The organism is Paracoccus sp. SY, from assembly GCF_002901215.1.
GTDB lineage: Bacteria > Pseudomonadota > Alphaproteobacteria > Rhodobacterales > Rhodobacteraceae > Paracoccus > Paracoccus acridae.
Window position 1 is genome coordinate 97599 of sequence record NZ_NWMQ01000001.1, and the last position, 15591, is coordinate 113189.

Here is a 15591-nt window from a genome sequence, read left to right on the forward strand (position 1 = left end):
TTTTCTGGATGATGAGAATTGTCGGCAAGCGCATCCCGCAGGCAATCGCCTCGGCGCTTGCAATTCGGGGGTAAATCATGAACGCTGTTCCTGAATTGCCCGAGGTTCGTCGATGCCTTCCGATACGATTCTGATCGCCGTTTGTCTTTTCCTGGCAGCGGTGGTGCTGGTCCTGCTGCTGACCCAGCGGCGGGGCGGTGCGCGTTCCTCGGATGACGGCAAGGTCCAGGATCTGGAACGCCGGCTGGCCGAGCAAGGTCAAGTTCTTGACGAACAGCGCCTGCGTGCCGGTCGACTCGAGGCGCAGGCCGAGCATCTGGAACGCCGTCTGTCGGAACTGAACCAGGAACGCGACGATCTGGCGGATGCGCTGCATGCCGAGCGCCGCAATCTTGCGCGCCTGGAAGGGGAACTGTCATCCGCCCGGCTGGCTGCCGAAAAGGATCTTGCCGCCGAACGGCGAGAGGTCGCACGCCTGCATGAAGCGCGCGACCAGGTGAATGAGGTGGTTGCGCAGCTCACCGCCGAACGCGACGACCTTGACGGTGCCTTGCGCGCCGAACGCCAGACCGTTGCCAATCTTGAGAAAGACCTGTCTCAGGCCCGTCTGATGGCGCAGAAGGATCTGGAGGCGGCGCAGCGCGAGATCGCCACCCTCAAGGAATTGCGAGAGGAAATGACCGGCCAGTTCAAGCTGCTGGCCAACGAGACGCTGAAGACGCAGGGCGCCGAGATGCAGCGCGCCCATGGCGACCAGCTAAGCGCGCTGCTGACCCCCTTCCGCGACCAGGTCCACCGCTTCCAGACCGAACTTCAGGCCCGCAACAAGGCCACGGACGAGGAACGCGCCCGCCTGCGCGAGCAGATCGAGGGGCTTCACCGCCGATCCGAGGCCATTTCCCGCGAGGCGGTCAACCTGACCCGCGCCTTGAAGGGGGACAGCCAGAAGCGCGGTGCCTGGGGCGAGATGATCCTGGAACGCATCCTCGAGGATTCGGGCCTGCTGGCGGGAACGCATTATGTCACCCAGACCAGCCACAAGGATGAGCAGGGCCGGACCTGGCGCCCCGACGTGATCATCAGGATGCCGCAGAAGAAGGTTCTGGTGGTGGACAGCAAGGTCTCGCTTCTGGCCTATGAGGAAGCGGTCAGCGCCGAGGATCCGTCCATCTGCGACGGTGCGCTGCGCCGGCATGTGGCGGCGATGCGCGCCCATATCGCCTCGCTTGCAGGGAAGGGCTATCACGCGCTGGATGAAGGCTCGGTCGATTACGTCCTGATGTTCATCCCCATCGAAGGCGCCTTTTCCGAGGCGCTGCGCGTCGATCCCGACCTGACGCGGCACGCGATGGAGAACCGCGTGGGGCTGGCGACGCCCACCACGCTGATGCTGACGCTGCGGACGGTCGATCACATCTGGACGGTCGAGCGGCGGGAATCCAATGCGGCGGCGATCGCGAACCGGGCCGGGGCGCTTTACGACAAGCTGCACGGCTTCGTCTCGGCGATGGATGAAGTCGGCACGGCCCTGGACAAGGCGCAGAAAAGCCACGCCACGGCGATGGATCGCCTGTCCCGCGGGTCGGGCAACGTGATCCGCCAGGCCGAGATGCTGCGCCAGCTTGGCGCGCGCAACCAGAAACGGTTGGCCATCGGGCATGACGGAGACGACGACCTGCCCCTGCTGGGCAGCCCCGAGGCGGCGGAATGAACCGCATCTTCACCATCCAGACGCGCGGTCCCGCTTGTCACGATTTCACCCGCGAGGTGGCGGCCTGGCTGGCGGACAACGATGCGGCGGACGGGCTTCTGACGCTGATGGTGCGCCATACGTCCTGTTCGCTGCTGATCCAGGAAAATGCCGATCCCGACGTGCAGTCCGATCTGCTTGGCTGGCTGGACCGCATCGCGCCGCCTGCCGATCATCCTTCGATGTCCTGGCTGCGCCATCGTGACGAAGGCCCGGACGACATGCCCGCCCATCTGAAGGCCGCCGTCTTGCCAGTCAGCCTGCAGGTTCCGGTCGCGGGCGGGCGGATGATGCTGGGCACATGGCAGGGGATCTATCTTGTGGAACACCGTCGCGCGCCCCACAGACGGGAGGTCGCCGCCCTGTTTCAAGCGGACTGACAGCGCGGCATTCCGGACACAGCCAGCCTGAAGAACATGTTGTGGCTTGTGGATAAGGCTACCCAATTCCTGCCGGTGTCTTATAGTTATGGGGATTTGTGCGGCACAGGGGACAACTGGATGCGCTGCCCGTTTTGCGGAAACGTGGATACTCAGGTCAAGGATTCACGTCCCGCCGAAGACAATGTCGCCATTCGCCGCCGTCGTTTCTGCCCTGCCTGCGGGGGACGTTTCACGACCTATGAACGGGTGCAGCTGCGCGATCTGGTCGTCGTCAAGTCCAGCGGAAGGCGAGAGGATTTCGACCGCGACAAGCTGGCCCGGTCCATCCGCATCGCCATGCAGAAGCGCCCCGTCGAACCCGAGCGGATCGAGCAGATGATCAGCGGCATCGTCCGCCGCCTGGAAAGCACGGGCGAGACCGACATCCCTTCCAAGATGATTGGCGAGATCGTGATGGAATCGCTGTCCCGCATCGACAACGTGGCCTATGTCCGTTTCGCCAGCGTTTACAAGAATTTCCAGGACGCGGATGATTTCGACAAGTTCGTGTCTGAACTGCGCCCCGGCGCGGGCAGCGAATAAGGCGTGACCGCCCGCGACGACCTGCGCCACATGGACCACGCCCTGCGCCTGGCGCGCCGGGGTCTGGGAAATGTCTGGCCCAATCCGGCGGTCGGCTGCGTGATCGTGCGGGACGGTCGCATCGTTGGGCGTGGCTGGACCCAGCCGGGCGGGCGTCCTCATGCGGAACGGATGGCGCTGGATCAGGCCGGTCCGCTGGCACGGGGCGCCACGGCCTATGTCACGCTGGAGCCCTGTGCGCATCATGGCCGAACCCCGCCCTGCGCCGAGGGATTGATCGAGGCGGGGATCAGCCGGGTGGTGTCTGCCATGATGGATCCCGATCCGCGCGTGGCCGGTCGCGGGCATGGGATGCTGCAAGATGCAGGGGTCGGCATCACCCAGGGCGTCAGGCGGGCCGAGGCGCAGGAACTGCAGGCGGGGTTCCTGTCGCGCATCCTGACGGCGCGGCCCTTCGTGACCCTGAAGCTGGCGACCAGCTTTGACGGCCGCATCGCCACAGCCAGCGGCGAAAGCAGGTGGATCACCGGGCCGCAGGCGCGGCTGCATGTCCACGCCATGCGCATGGCCCACGACGCGGTGATGGTGGGGGGCAACACGGCCCGCGTTGACCGCCCCTCGTTGAACGTGAGGGGGCTGACAACGCCCCGCCAGCCGGTTCGGGTGGTGCTGTCGTCGCAACCGGTGTCCGACCTTCCGCCCGAAGGACCGATGCATGGTCCCTTGTGGCGGATCGACGCCTTGCCCCAGGATGCGCTTGTCGATCTGGCCCGCCAGGGCGTCACCCGGGTGTTCTGCGAAGGGGGCGGGATGCTGGCAGCGTCGTTGTTGCAGGCCGGATTGGTCGATCAGGTCATCGGCTATACCGCCGGTGTCATCCTGGGGGGCGAAGGTAGGGCGGCGATAGGGCCGATGGGGCTTGTGCACCTGGCCGACGCGCCTCGGTTCCGGTTGGTGGAAACGCGCGCCTTGGGCGGCGACCTGTTCCATCGCTGGCGACGGATCACAGGATGACGCAGTGGCCGCGGCTGTCATGACTTCTGTCGCCTGGACCCGATATGACCCCGCAAAAACTGGTTCGCTGCCGTTCCTGCGTCGTTACCTTGTGGAGTCCGGGCCATCATGCATCCCTGAAAATGCGGTTTCAGCGATTGCAAGGCCACGTTGCCACGGCGGCCCATTCCAACAACCGTCTTGATCGTCGGTCCCAGGAAAGGAAAAGTCGGCCCATCTGACAAGGAGAGATGAATGAAGATCCGCGCCGCCGTGCTGACATCCTCGCCTGTCGCCGCGCCTTTCGCCACAAGCCGACCGCTGGAAATCCGGGAACTGGATCTGGATCCTCCGGGCCCCAAGGAGGTGCTGGTCAGGATCGGCGCGGCGGGATTGTGCCATTCGGATCTGTCGGTGATCAACGGAAACCGTCCCCGGCCCGTCCCCATGGTTTTGGGGCACGAAGCGGCGGGAACCGTGGTTCAGGTGGGCAGCGCGGTCCGCGACCTGACGCCGGGCAACCGGGTGGTGATGACGTTTCAGCCCACCTGCGGCGCCTGCCTGCCCTGTGCCGAGGGGCGGCCCGCGCTGTGCATCCCGGGGGCCGAAGCGAACGGCAAGGGCGCCCTGATGGGGGACGCGATGCGGCTGCATGACGGGGGGCGCAATGTCCATCACCATTGCGGCGTGTCGGCCTATGCCGATCATGCGGTCGTGTCGCGCCATTCGGTCGTCCGGGTGGATGCAGATGACATACCCTTTGCGGAACTGGCGCTGTTCGGTTGCGCGGTCCAGACCGGTGTGGGGGCGGTGCTGAACACCTGCCGCGTGCAGCCGGGGCAAAGCGTTGCCATCGTCGGCCTGGGCGGTGTCGGCCTGGCTGCCCTGCTGGGTGCGGTGGCGGCTGGCGCGACCGAGATCGTGGCCATCGACCTGTCGGACGACAAGCTGGCCCTGGCCCGCGACCTGGGGGCGACGCGCACTTATGACGCCGCCGAAGCCGATCTGGCGGGCCGCATCCGGTCCGATACGGGCGGCGGCGTCGATCACGCGATCGAATTGGCCGGCGCTGTTCCGGCCTTTCAGCTTGCCTATGCCATCACCCGGCGCGGTGGGCAGACGGTGACGGCGGGACTTGCCGCGCCCACGGCGGAATTCCGGATCCCGGCCGTGAATGTGGTGGCCGACGAACGCACGGTGAAGGGCAGCTATATGGGCTCCTGCGTTCCGCAGCGCGACATTCCGCGATTTATCCGCATGTATCGCGCGGGGCAGTTGCCGGTGAACAGGCTGCTGACGCATACGCTGACGTTGGAGCAGATCAACGAAGGCTTCGACCTGTTGGACCAGGGCCACGCGATCAGGCAGGTCGTGCTGTTCGACTAGCCGTCGGGTTCCAGGCGGGTGATGCCGGTGGCCGCCGCGCGGGCAAGCTGCGGGTCCAGGGACATGCCGACATATTCCCCCCGGCGCCACAGCCCGGCCAAGTCGTCGTAATGGCGCGAAAGAGGATGGCCCGACTGCCCGGTCGAGATGATGAAGACCGAACTGTCGGGGTCGGCAAGGTCGTAGACCCCCCGATAGCCGGGGCCGGTCCGCGCCTCGAACCGGGCGGGGCCGGTGCCCAGCATCTCGGTATAGGACACGGTAAAGGCGCCGCCGGAAATCGACTGCGACAGGTTGACGATCCAGCCAAGCGCCGGAATCTGTCCCAGGCCGGGATGAAGATGGCGCGCCTGATGCGCGTCGCCCCACCGCCAGCTTGTCACGTCGGGACCGAAGCGCTGGGTCAGATCCAGGATCGCGCGATCCAGGGCCTGCCGGGCAATGGTCGTGCAATCCTCCTCTGGGGCGCTTTGCACGATGTCGCACCAGACCGCCGCGCCGGTCCGGTTGCGGAACACGGAATCGATGAAGCCGGGATGCAGGACGCGGATGTCGTCGGCCACCGGGCCAAGCTCGTCCCGGATCAGGCGGTCCTGCAAGGCGGCCATCCAGGCGGAATAGATCAGCGGTTCGGGCAGATGCTCGCTCATGGCGCCGTCCCATTCGGCCAGCAGGTTCAGCGCATCCTGGCGCTGGCGTTCCGGCGTGCCGGGGGCGGCGGGTTCCCCCGTGAACCACAGATCGGCCCCGACCAGCGGCAGCAACGCGCGGGCGGCGGGGCTGACGATATCCAGTTGGGCCGCGATGAAGCTGTCGCGCGAATGAACCTCGCGGTCGTTCAGCAGATGCGACAGCCGGGCGCGGCGCAGGGCCAGAGGGCCACGTTCCTCGGTCGCGAAGGCCAGGTCATCGGTGATGGGGCTGTCCTCTGTCTGGGACATCATCCCCGTCCATTCGCCATCCGGCAGCCAGCCGGGCACGGGCATCAGGCCGCCCGTCGGATGGCCGGCCGATCGCTGGGGCAGGGCGCCCACGGTCACCTGGCGGATGCCGTCCGCATCGGCCAGCGTCACCGCCATGGCAGGCGCCACCACCCGCCCCAGCGCAGTGGCCGCGCTGTTTGCGTCGGTGGCGCGCATGAGGCCGATCAAGGCAGACATCGTGGTGTCCGTGGCCGAAAGGCCGGTCCATCGCAGCGCAGGGACATGGCCCAGCGGCGTGACATCCGCCAGCCCCGGATCCAGCAGCGGCACAAGGGGGCCATTGCGGCTGCTGCGCAGGGTGATGGCGCGGGCGGGTTCGTCCAGCACCCGGATCACCTCCCTGCGGGTGGTGAATTCGGTCCAGCCTTCGGTGCCGCGATAGCGGTCTGGCTGTCCGGGCTGGATCTCCTCGATCGCGATATCTGCATCGTCCAGGCTGGCGGGCGCGATGCCCCAGGCAAGCTGCGGATTGCGACCCGAAAAGACCACCGGCAGACCCGGCACCGTTGCCCCGATGACGCCCCCTGGCGTCAGTTGCAGCCGCGCCAGGTAATACAGGGACGGCGCGATCAGCGGGCTTTGCGGATCGTTCCCCAGCAGGGCGCCGCCCGCCGCAGTGCGGTCCGCCCCGACCGCGAAGGTATTGGCGCCAAGCCCCTGGTTCGGGAACAGGAAACCGGCAGCGTCGCGCGCCGGGGCGGCGCCAAGCCGCGCCTCGGGCGGGGCAAGGCGGGCGCCCGGGAACATGTCGGCGTAGCGGGGAAGCAGGGGACCGTCGGCTTCCCCGAACAGCAGTTCCGGGCCGCGTTCCGGCCAGGTCAGCGACAGGCGCGCACGCAGAATCTCCTCGGCTGCGGCATCGCTGGTCGCGGCTGCCAGCAGCTTCAGGATCGCCAGCGAATCGGCGGGCTGCCAATAGGCGATTTTTTGCGGCAGGACGAAGAATTCCGGCGCACCCCGGCCAAGCGCGCCTTCATTGACCTCTGCGATCCACTGGTTCACGCCTTCGGCATAGGCGCGCAGCGCGGCCTGGGTCGCCTGGTCCTGCGAATCGACCGATGCGGCGGCATTGCGGTAAAGTTCCAGCCGTCGTGCCAGGTCGTCGGCCGGGAAGGCGCCGGCGCCATAGACCTCGGACAGGCGGCCCTGGGCTGCGCGGCGCAACAGGGTCATCTGGAACAGCCGGTCCTGGGCATGGGCCAGACCCAGGGCGAAGAACACGTCCTCGTCCGTCTGGCCGAAGATATGGGGCACGTTTTCGGTGGACCGCACGATCTCGACCGGCGCGGATATGCCCCGGACATGCAGCGTGGCGTTGTAGTCGGGCAGGGACCGGACGGCGAAATACCAGGCCAGGACCGCCGCCAGCACCAGCAGCACGATCAGCCCGATGGTCAGCCGCAGAAGCCAGCGGAAAAGGGTCAGCATGTCGGAAGATGATCCATGGCCGGTCCGCTGCCTGTTCCTTGGGGTGCCTGCGCGCTTGACCAAGGCGCGCGGGGATGTTGGTGTGCTGCATAATTCAGGCGCGGCCCCAGTTCAACGGACCCGCGCCCAGGCAATGGGGGACATATGGCAAAACTGGCATTTCTGGGGCTGGGCGTGATGGGCGCGCCGATGGCGGGGCATCTGAAGGCGGCGGGCCATGACGTTACCGTCTTCAACCGCACCGCCGCCAAGGCCGAGGCCTGGGTGGCCAGGCACGGCGGGGCTTGGGCACCCACCCCCAGGCAGGCGGCCGAGGGGGCCGATTTCGTCATGGCCTGCGTAGGCAACGACGACGACCTGCGCCAGGTTTGCCTTGGTCCCGAAGGCGCCTTTGCCGGCATGCGGCCGGACGCGATCTTTGTGGACCACACCACGGTATCGGCCGCCGTGACGCGCGAACTGGCCGGGGCGGCGCAGGGCATGGGCCTTGGCTATGTCGATGCGCCCGTGTCGGGCGGCCAGGCGGGGGCCGAAAATGGGCAGTTGTCGGTCATGTGCGGCGGGTCGGAACAGGACTTCAGCGCAGCGGAACCCGTGATTGCCGCCTATGCCCGGATCTGCCGCCGGATGGGCGATGTGGGCGCGGGCCAGATCGCCAAGATGTGCAACCAGATCGCCATTGCGGGCCTGGTGCAGGCGCTGTCGGAATCCCTGGCCTTTGCCAAGAAGTCGGGGCTTGAGGTCGATAAGCTGGTCGAGGTCATCAGCCAGGGCGCCGCCGGAAGCTGGCAGATGGCGAACCGCCACAAGACCATGGACCAGGGTCATTTCGACCACGGCTTCGCGGTGGATTGGATGCGCAAGGACCTGGGGATCTGCCTGGCCGCGGCGGACGAGGTGGGTGCGTCCCTGCCGGTGACCGCCCTGGTCGATCAGTTCTACAAGGACGTGCAACGGATGGGCGGGGGCCGTTGGGACACCTCGTCCCTGATCGCGCGACTGGGCTAGCGGCCCTTCGCCTCGGCCCGCTTCAGCACGGATTCGACGCGGGCCAAGGCCTTCCTGACATGGTCGGGAAAGCTGCCCGGTTCTAGCGCCAGCGTGGCGGAATGGGCGGCGCAGACGGTGCGGGTGTCGCGCCAGTCTTCCGCGATCCGCAGGGCCCAGTTGCGGAAATCGCCCGCCGCGCCGGGACGGTCCTGCAAGGCCTGACCCAGCGTCGGGTGGAAGGCCAGTCGCGGCTGGCGCAGCAACCGCCGCAGCCAGCCGGGGATCGGCAGCACGTTCAGCGTGTCATCGACATGCAGGCTGCCGCTGGCGGGATGGAAGGCCAGCAGCGATCCGGCATGGACGCGTTCGTTCTGGCAGATGTAGTCAAGCCCGTCGGGCAGCGAAAAGCGCAGGTCGGAAAAGCGCGCGGCGACTTCGGGCGATTCGACCGCCTGGGGCTGCCACGGCAGGTCGGGCCACTTGCGCTTGTGCCGGTCCGATCCGAACAGGTCCGCCTGCGGGAACATGCGGTGCATCGTCTCGCAATGGATCGTGTGGAAAGGGTGCAGGTTCAGGATTGCGCGGACAGCGCGCCCCTGATCGGTCAGCGCCCTGATCTGACGGGCGACCTCGTCGCCAAAGCCATAGGAATCCAGGAACAGGAAATCGCCCGACGACATCCGCACCAGCGACGAATGGGTGCCGACATTGACGACACCGCCGATCCTCAGGTCGCCGCGAATGTTCCAAAAGCCGTTGCCAAGGTCGATCACGCGTTCGGCCATCATGCCCCCGGCGGGTTGCCGCTGTCGCGGTTGGTGGACAGCTCAAGGCTTGCCGCCTTGCAGATCTGGCGCAGGGCGGGCTTCAGCCCTTCCTCAAGCGTGGGGTGATAGAAGGGGATGTCCAGCATGTCACGCGCGGTGTTTCCGTTCATGGCCGCCGCGACCAGCAGATGCGCCAGGTGGTCGCCCCCCGGCACGGCCAGATCGGCGCCGGTCAGCCGCCCCTGGTCGTCCGCGCCCAACCGCAGGATGCCCCCCGCCCGCGCCTCGACCCGTGCGCGGCCCTGGTCGGCATAGTCGGCAAATCCGTTCAGGGCACAGTCATCGGGCGCAGCGCCGATGGCCGCAACCGGGGGATCGGTGAAGGTCAGGGTGAACAAGGGCGGACGTTCTGCGGGCGTCACATCGGGATAGCGGGCAGCATTCCGCCCGGCAATCGCGCCTTCCAGCGACGCCTCGTGCAGGACAGGGGCATCGGCATCCGCGTCGCCCGCGATGAAGACCGCGTTGTCGCCGCATTGCAAGGTATCACGGTCGAACCGGGGCACGCCCTTGTCGTCCAGCGACAGCCCCGAGGCCGCCAGGTTCAGGCCCTCCAATGCGGGCGCACGTCCCGTGGCCACCAGCACACAATCGAAATCCTCGGACTGTCCCTGCCAAGCCAGCCGGACCCCGTCTTCCCGCGCCGACGGCTGCGGCGCGCAGCCCAGGTGCAGCGCGACATCGCGGGCATACAGGTCGCGAAACGCCTGGTGCACCTTGTCGCAGCGGATCTTGGCCAGCCGATCGCCCTGGTCGAACAGCGCGACCCGCACGCCCAGCCGGGCAAAAGCCTGTGCCAGTTCCACCCCCAGGGGACCCGCCCCGATCACTGCCATGCTGCGCGGAAGTTCCTTCAGTTCGAACACGCTGTCATTGGTCAGAACCCGCGGGCCAAGATCGCGATAGGGTTCGGGGACCACGGGCAGCGATCCGGTGGCGATCACCACGGCACGTGCGGCGACCTGCCTGCCGTCGCGCAACTCCAATCTGCCGGGTGCTGCGAACCGGGCTCGGCTGTCGATGCAAGTCCCGTCGGGAAGATCGGCGATGCCCTTGCGCACCCCCGCCGCAAAACGGTCGCGTTCGGCCCACAGCCTCTCCATCACCCGACGGCCATCGACGCGCGCCGATGGAATCTCGATCCCCATCAGACGGGCCTGATCCAGACAGGCATGGGCGCGGGCAGCGGCGATCAGCAGCTTTGACGGCATGCAGCCGGTGGTGGCGCACAGCGTTCCCGCAAAGCCGTCGTCGATCAGAAGGGTGCGGGCGCCCGCGCGCCGGGCGGCGCGTTCCGCCGCAAGGCCCGCCGTGCCTGCCCCGATGATCGCCACGTCGCAAGATAGATCGTCCCTGGAATTCATTGCTGCTCCGGCAAGATGTTCGGCAACAGAACCACCGGGCAGGTCGGGGGTTCCTTGTCGCCTATGGCCTGCGCCGTGCCGCCTGCATTCCCTCAAGCCAGGTCTTCACGGGATCGGCCCGTGCGGCGATCACGCCCTGCGCCGCCAGCGCGTCGTCATAGCGGTCGGCCATCGGGCTGTCCCCGATGACAACGACATTCTGTCCCAGCCACCAGGGTCGCGCCGCCGCAAGTTCGGCCCCGATCATCAGCCCTGCCATGCGGGACCACGCAGCGGCATCTTCGATCCGGCCCAATGCCAGACCGGCGCGAACGGATGAAAGGTCCGCAGCCAGGGACGCAGGCCTGGACATGGCCTGTGCGACCGTCTCGGTGAAAGCCGCCTTGTCGAAAGGGTCACGGGGCGCGGCGTCAAGGGCCGACAGGATCTCGGCCGTCAGGAAGCTGCGGAAGCTGACGACCTCGCCCGCGCTGATCTGCACCCAGGCCGAAGGACAGCCTGCCAGACACAGAACCCCATCGAAATCCGGCATGGCGGCCAGATGGCCGCCGATCAGCGGCACGGCACGGGCAAGCAGGTCCAGGGGGCGGTCCTGAACCAGGCCGGGCACCGCGTGCAGCCGTATCCGGGGATCCAACGCCATGGGGGCAGCGGGTGGTGGGGGCGGGCAGGGAACGCTGACCGGTTCGACCCCGGGCCAGCCGCAGGCGAGGACATCCATGATCTGACCCTGCGTCAACATGGGCAACAGCAGCGCACGCAGGGTCTGGCCCGGATCGTCGCCGCAGGAGGCGGTGATACATTCGCCACCCTCCATCAGCCACAAGCGCAGCTCTCCTCCGGCCAGTTCGGCCGCCGCCCAATCCGCCTGATCCATCCCCGACCCCTTTCCGCTTCGCGGCGCAAGATGATCGCGCCTCGCGCCCCTGTCCAGAGACGGTGCTTGAAGCGGGCACGGCATGGGCGTAACGACCGTTCCATGCGGATACTTTTTCTTGGCGACGTAATGGGGCGGGCCGGACGGCGCGCCATCGTGGAACGACTGGCCCCCCTGCGGGCGCGGTTGAAGGCCGATCTGGTGGTGGTGAATGCCGAAAACGCCAGCGGCGGGCGCGGCTGCACGGCCGGACATGCCCAGCTTCTGCTGGAATCGGGGGCGGATTGCCTGACGCTGGGGGACCATGCCTTCGATCAAAAGGACATGCTGGCCTTCATCGACCGCGAACCCCGGATCGTCCGCCCCCTGAACTTCGCCAAGGAGGCGCCGGGCCGGGGCAGCGCCGTCATCACTGATGCGCGGGGCCGCAAGCTGCTTGTGACGCAGGCCCTGGGGCAGGTGTTCATGTCGCGGCCCTATGACGACCCGTTCTCGGCGCTGGATGCGGTGCTGCGCGCGCATCCCCCAGGCGGCATGGTCCAGGCGTCCCTGGTCGACATCCACGCGGAAGCCACCAGCGAGAAGATGGCGACGGGCCATTTCTGCGACGGACGGGCCAGTGCGGTTGTGGGCACGCATACCCATGTGCCGACCGCCGACGCCCAGATCCTGCCGCGCGGCACGGCCTATCAGTCGGATGCGGGGATGTGCGGCGATTACGACAGTGTCATCGGCATGGAAAAGGCCGAACCCCTGCGCCGCTTCATCACCGGCATGACCCGCGACCGTTTCGTCCCGGCCGAGGGTGAGGCGACGCTGTCGGGCACCCTGGTCGTCACCGACGACCGCACCGGCCTTGCCACCCTGGTCGAGCCGGTGCGCGACGGCGGGCGGCTGGCCCAGACCCATCCGGCATAGCCTGCCCGCTTTCGCTTGCGGTAATAGGGAAAACAATTCTACACCCGCGACGACCGCCGCTGAACGGCGCCGACTGACAGGGGCTTCATGCTTGGATTTGACCTGACCGGAACGAATGCGGCAATTGCCATGCTGGTCATCGTGGCGATCACCTTCATCCAGTTCATCCGAGAGAAGCAGCCGCCCGAGGTGGTGGCCATCGGTTCCGCCGCCACCATGCTGGTCCTGGGCCTGCTGCCCGCCGATGCCGCGGCAGGCGTCCTGTCCAATGCCGCCCCCTGGACCATCGCCTTCATGTTCCTGATCATGGGCGGCCTGCTGCGCACCGGCGCGCTGGAGATGATGTCGCGCATCGTCACGGCCCGTGCGACCTCGAACCCCGCCTTCACGGTTTGCGCGCTGTTTGCGTTCGTGATCGTTGCCTCTGCGGTGATGAACAACACGCCGGTCGTTGCGGTGATGATCCCCATCTGCATCCAGCTTGCGGGCAGGATGAAGATATCCCCCTCCAAGCTTTTGATGCCGCTGAGTTATTTTACAATCCTGGGCGGAATGATCACGCTGATCGGCACTTCGACGAACCTTCTGGTGGACGGGGTGGCACGCGAACAGGGGATGGAACCCTTTACGATCTTCGAGATCGCGCCGGTGGGCATTGCGATCACCTTGGCAGGGGTTGCCTATTTCGCGCTGCTGGGCCGCAGGCTGTTGCCGGATCGGACCTCGCTGGCGGGTTTCCTGGGCGCGCGGCGAGAGATGAAGTATTTCACCGAACTGGCTATCCCCGAGGATTCGACGCTGGTGGGCCAGAAGGCGGTCGATGTCGCGCTGTTCAAGCGCGAAGCCGTGCGGCTGATCGACGTCTTGCGCGGCGACGCGTCGCTGCGCCGCGATCTTGCCAGCGTGGTGCTGGAACCCGGCGACCGGGTCGTGCTGCGGTCCGAGATGGTCGATCTGCTTGAACTGCTGGGCAACAAGAACCTGAAGGCCGCCGACAAGCTGAGTTCGGTCGCCACCGACACGGTCGAAGTGCTGATCTCGCCCGGCGCGCTGCTGGTCGGGCGCCGCCTGGGCGACATGCGCCTGCGCCGCCGTTATGGCGTCTATGTTCTGGCGGCGCATCGGCGTGACCAGAACCTGGGGCGGCAACTGGACGATCTTGTGGTCCGGGTGGGCGATACGCTGCTGGTGGAAGGCGCACCCGAAGATATCGCCCGGCTGGCTGCGGATATGGGGCTGGTGGACGTGTCGCGCCCTTCGGTCCGGGCCTATCGGCGCGAACGTGCGCCGATCGCCATCGTCTGCCTGCTGGCCGTCGTGACGCTGGCTGCCCTGGATCTGGCCCCGATCATGGTGCTGGCCTTCCTTGCATCCGCCGTGATCCTGCTGACCCGCTGCATCGACGCCGAGGAGGCGTTCTCCTTCATCGACGGACGGCTGATGGCGATGATCTTTGCCATGCTGGCCGTGGGCGAGGCGCTGGAGCATACGGGCACCGTGGCGCTGATCGTGGATTTCGTGACCCCCTGGCTGCGCGACATTCCCCCGTTCGCCACGCTGATCGCCATCTATTTCCTGGGATTGGTGATGACGGAGATCCTGTCCAACAACGCCGTGGCGGTGTTGCTGACACCGATTGCCATCGCGCTTGCGCAATCCCTGGGCCACGATCCGCGCGCATATGTGGTTGCGGTGATGTTTTCGGCCACAGTCGCCTTTGCCACGCCCATCGGATACCAGACGCACATGATGGTCTATGGTCCGGGGGGATACAGGTTCAGCGATTTCGTCCGTGTCGGCGTGCCCCTGGACATCGTTTGCGGCATCGTCGCCTGCCTGGTCATCCCCCTGTTCTGGCCCATCTGAACGCCGGTTAACCCGCCTTGCCGATCCTGCAATGCTGTCATGCAGCATCGGAGGTTGAGAAACCCGGCCCCAGCCGCGATATGCATCGCAAGGGAGGAAACATTTTGTAGTCCTGCGAAAGGGTTTCCACATGGCCAACACCACCATCGACACGCCCCGGGGTTTTTCCTGGAGATTATTGGCCGCGCCTTTTCTGGCCATCGGCAGGTTCCTGGTCCTGATCGCCGAAGCCGTTCCCCATGCTCGTGAGATCGAGCGGCTGAACCAGCTGAGCGATGCGGAACTGGCGGCGCGCGGTTTGACCCGCGAAGGCGAAGTGCGCCGTATCATGGGTGTGGCCGCCGCCCTGTAAGGTCCTTCCATTCCTTTGCCATTCAGCGCCCGCCCCGCAAGGGGTTGGGCGCTTTGCTTTTGACGCGCCGCGTCTTGCGAGAGGCGGGCGGCCTGGACTAAAAGCGGGCCAGACCTGAACTGTCAGAAAATGCGAAGGACGACCGACCATGGCAGGCCATTCCAAATGGGCCAATATTCAGCATCGCAAGGGGCGGCAGGACAAGATCCGGGCGAAGCTGTTTTCCAAGATGTCAAAGGAGATCACCGTCGCCGCCAAGATGGGCGATCCCGATCCCGACAAGAACCCGCGCCTGCGCCTGGCGGTCAAGGAAGCCAAGTCGAATTCGGTCCCCAAGGACGTGATCGACCGCGCCATCAAGAAGTCGCAGGGCGGCGACGCCGAGAACTATGAAGAAATCCGCTATGAGGGTTATGGCCCGAACGGCATCGCCCTGGTGGTCGAGGCGATGACGGATAACCGCAATCGCACCGCGTCGAACGTCCGCAGCTATTTCACCAAGGCGGGCGGCGACCTGGGGCAAAGCGGATCGGTCAGCTTCATGTTCGACCGTGTGGGCGAGATCATGTATCCCTTGTCCGTGGGCGATGCCGATACGGTGATGCTGGCGGCAATCGAGGCCGGGGCCGACGACGTCGAAACCGACGAGGAAGGCCACTGGATCTATTGCGCCGACACCGCCCTGAACGAGGTGTCCACGGCGCTTGAGGCCGCCTTGGGCGAGTCCGAGACCGCGAAGCTGATCTGGAAGCCGCAAGCCCCGACCGAGATCACCGATCTGGAAACGGCGCAGAAGCTGATGAAGCTGATCGACAACTTGGAAGACGACGACGACGTGCAGAACGTCACCGGGAACTTCGATCTGTCCGAGGCGGTCGCCGCGCAGCTGTAA

General features: G+C 66.5%; 14 protein-coding genes. 10 read left to right on the top strand and 4 right to left on the bottom strand.

Going from position 1 to position 15591, the window contains the following annotated elements:
- Positions 1-112 precede the first annotated feature (112 nt).
- The 5 genes from rmuC (at position 113) to CK944_RS00495 (ending at position 5094) form a co-directional block, all read left to right on the top strand.
- Positions 113-1711 carry a DNA recombination protein RmuC gene (gene rmuC / locus CK944_RS00475; protein ID WP_103171062.1) on the top strand — a complete coding sequence of 533 codons (1599 nt, stop codon included), beginning with the start codon at positions 113-115 and terminating at the stop codon, positions 1709-1711.
- Positions 1708-2130: a secondary thiamine-phosphate synthase enzyme YjbQ gene (locus tag CK944_RS00480; RefSeq protein WP_103171063.1), complete on the top strand. Its 423-nt coding sequence runs from the start codon at positions 1708-1710 to the stop codon at positions 2128-2130. Before rmuC ends, CK944_RS00480 begins: the two co-directional genes overlap by 4 nt.
- Before the next feature lie 120 nt (positions 2131-2250).
- A complete protein-coding gene (gene nrdR / locus CK944_RS00485) occupies positions 2251-2715 on the top strand; it encodes a transcriptional regulator NrdR (protein WP_103171064.1) in 465 nt (154 codons plus the stop codon).
- A 3-nt stretch (positions 2716-2718) separates the two neighbouring features.
- Positions 2719-3729, top strand: a complete 1011-nt coding sequence (gene ribD / locus CK944_RS00490) for a bifunctional diaminohydroxyphosphoribosylaminopyrimidine deaminase/5-amino-6-(5-phosphoribosylamino)uracil reductase RibD (RefSeq protein ID WP_371411638.1) — start codon at positions 2719-2721, stop codon at positions 3727-3729.
- Positions 3730-3963: 234 nt separating this feature from the next.
- Entirely contained in the window at positions 3964-5094 is a 1131-nt protein-coding gene (locus tag CK944_RS00495) for a zinc-dependent alcohol dehydrogenase family protein (RefSeq protein ID WP_103171065.1), read from the top strand.
- Here CK944_RS00495 and CK944_RS00500 read toward each other — a convergent pair.
- Complete coding sequence (locus CK944_RS00500) at positions 5091-7505, bottom strand: penicillin acylase family protein (RefSeq protein ID WP_103171066.1); 2415 nt, start codon at positions 7503-7505, stop codon at positions 5091-5093. The two genes, CK944_RS00495 and CK944_RS00500, sit on opposite strands and share 4 nt — an antisense overlap.
- Positions 7506-7649: 144 nt before the next feature.
- On the opposite strand from CK944_RS00500, the gene CK944_RS00505 reads away from it, so the two are divergent.
- Complete coding sequence (locus CK944_RS00505; RefSeq protein ID WP_103171067.1) at positions 7650-8513, top strand: NAD(P)-dependent oxidoreductase; 864 nt, start codon at positions 7650-7652, stop codon at positions 8511-8513.
- On the opposite strand, the gene CK944_RS00510 is transcribed toward CK944_RS00505, so the two are convergent.
- The 3 genes from CK944_RS00510 to CK944_RS00520 form a co-directional block, all read right to left on the bottom strand.
- Entirely contained in the window at positions 8510-9283 is a 774-nt protein-coding gene (locus CK944_RS00510; protein WP_205048988.1) for a hypothetical protein, read from the bottom strand. The two genes, CK944_RS00505 and CK944_RS00510, sit on opposite strands and share 4 nt — an antisense overlap.
- Complete coding sequence (locus CK944_RS00515; protein WP_103171069.1) at positions 9280-10686, bottom strand: dihydrolipoyl dehydrogenase; 1407 nt, start codon at positions 10684-10686, stop codon at positions 9280-9282. Before CK944_RS00515 ends, CK944_RS00510 begins: the two co-directional genes overlap by 4 nt.
- Before the next feature lie 61 nt (positions 10687-10747).
- Positions 10748-11563, bottom strand: a complete 816-nt coding sequence (locus CK944_RS00520) for a 2-dehydro-3-deoxygalactonokinase (RefSeq protein WP_158247929.1) — start codon at positions 11561-11563, stop codon at positions 10748-10750.
- A gap of 102 nt (positions 11564-11665) precedes the next feature.
- Here CK944_RS00520 and CK944_RS00525 point away from each other — a divergent pair, with 102 nt between their 5' ends.
- The 4 genes from CK944_RS00525 (at position 11666) to CK944_RS00540 (ending at position 15591) form a co-directional block, all read left to right on the top strand.
- The gene (locus tag CK944_RS00525; protein ID WP_103171071.1) at positions 11666-12481 is read left to right on the top strand and encodes a TIGR00282 family metallophosphoesterase; all 816 of its coding nucleotides are present in this window, start codon (positions 11666-11668) and stop codon (positions 12479-12481) included.
- A gap of 87 nt (positions 12482-12568) precedes the next feature.
- Complete coding sequence (locus tag CK944_RS00530) at positions 12569-14347, top strand: SLC13 family permease (RefSeq protein ID WP_103171072.1); 1779 nt, start codon at positions 12569-12571, stop codon at positions 14345-14347.
- 130 nt (positions 14348-14477) lie between these two features.
- A complete protein-coding gene (locus CK944_RS00535; protein WP_103171073.1) occupies positions 14478-14699 on the top strand; it encodes a DUF1127 domain-containing protein in 222 nt (73 codons plus the stop codon).
- A 148-nt stretch (positions 14700-14847) separates the two neighbouring features.
- Entirely contained in the window at positions 14848-15591 is a 744-nt protein-coding gene (locus tag CK944_RS00540; protein WP_103171074.1) for a YebC/PmpR family DNA-binding transcriptional regulator, read from the top strand.

Coding starts and splice junctions, on each gene's coding strand:
- CK944_RS00495 (WP_103171065.1), top strand. CDS start 3,964: ATGAAGATCCGCGCCGCCGTGCTGACATCCTCGCCTGTCGCCGCGCCT.
- CK944_RS00480 (WP_103171063.1), top strand. CDS start 1,708: ATGAACCGCATCTTCACCATCCAGACGCGCGGTCCCGCTTGTCACGAT.
- CK944_RS00540 (WP_103171074.1), top strand. CDS start 14,848: ATGGCAGGCCATTCCAAATGGGCCAATATTCAGCATCGCAAGGGGCGG.
- CK944_RS00505 (WP_103171067.1), top strand. CDS start 7,650: ATGGCAAAACTGGCATTTCTGGGGCTGGGCGTGATGGGCGCGCCGATG.
- nrdR (WP_103171064.1), top strand. CDS start 2,251: ATGCGCTGCCCGTTTTGCGGAAACGTGGATACTCAGGTCAAGGATTCA.
- rmuC (WP_103171062.1), top strand. CDS start 113: ATGCCTTCCGATACGATTCTGATCGCCGTTTGTCTTTTCCTGGCAGCG.
- CK944_RS00520 (WP_158247929.1), bottom strand. CDS start 11,563: ATGGATCAGGCGGATTGGGCGGCGGCCGAACTGGCCGGAGGAGAGCTG.
- CK944_RS00515 (WP_103171069.1), bottom strand. CDS start 10,686: ATGAATTCCAGGGACGATCTATCTTGCGACGTGGCGATCATCGGGGCA.
- CK944_RS00530 (WP_103171072.1), top strand. CDS start 12,569: ATGCTTGGATTTGACCTGACCGGAACGAATGCGGCAATTGCCATGCTG.
- CK944_RS00525 (WP_103171071.1), top strand. CDS start 11,666: ATGCGGATACTTTTTCTTGGCGACGTAATGGGGCGGGCCGGACGGCGC.
- CK944_RS00535 (WP_103171073.1), top strand. CDS start 14,478: ATGGCCAACACCACCATCGACACGCCCCGGGGTTTTTCCTGGAGATTA.
- CK944_RS00510 (WP_205048988.1), bottom strand. CDS start 9,283: ATGATGGCCGAACGCGTGATCGACCTTGGCAACGGCTTTTGGAACATT.
- CK944_RS00500 (WP_103171066.1), bottom strand. CDS start 7,505: ATGCTGACCCTTTTCCGCTGGCTTCTGCGGCTGACCATCGGGCTGATC.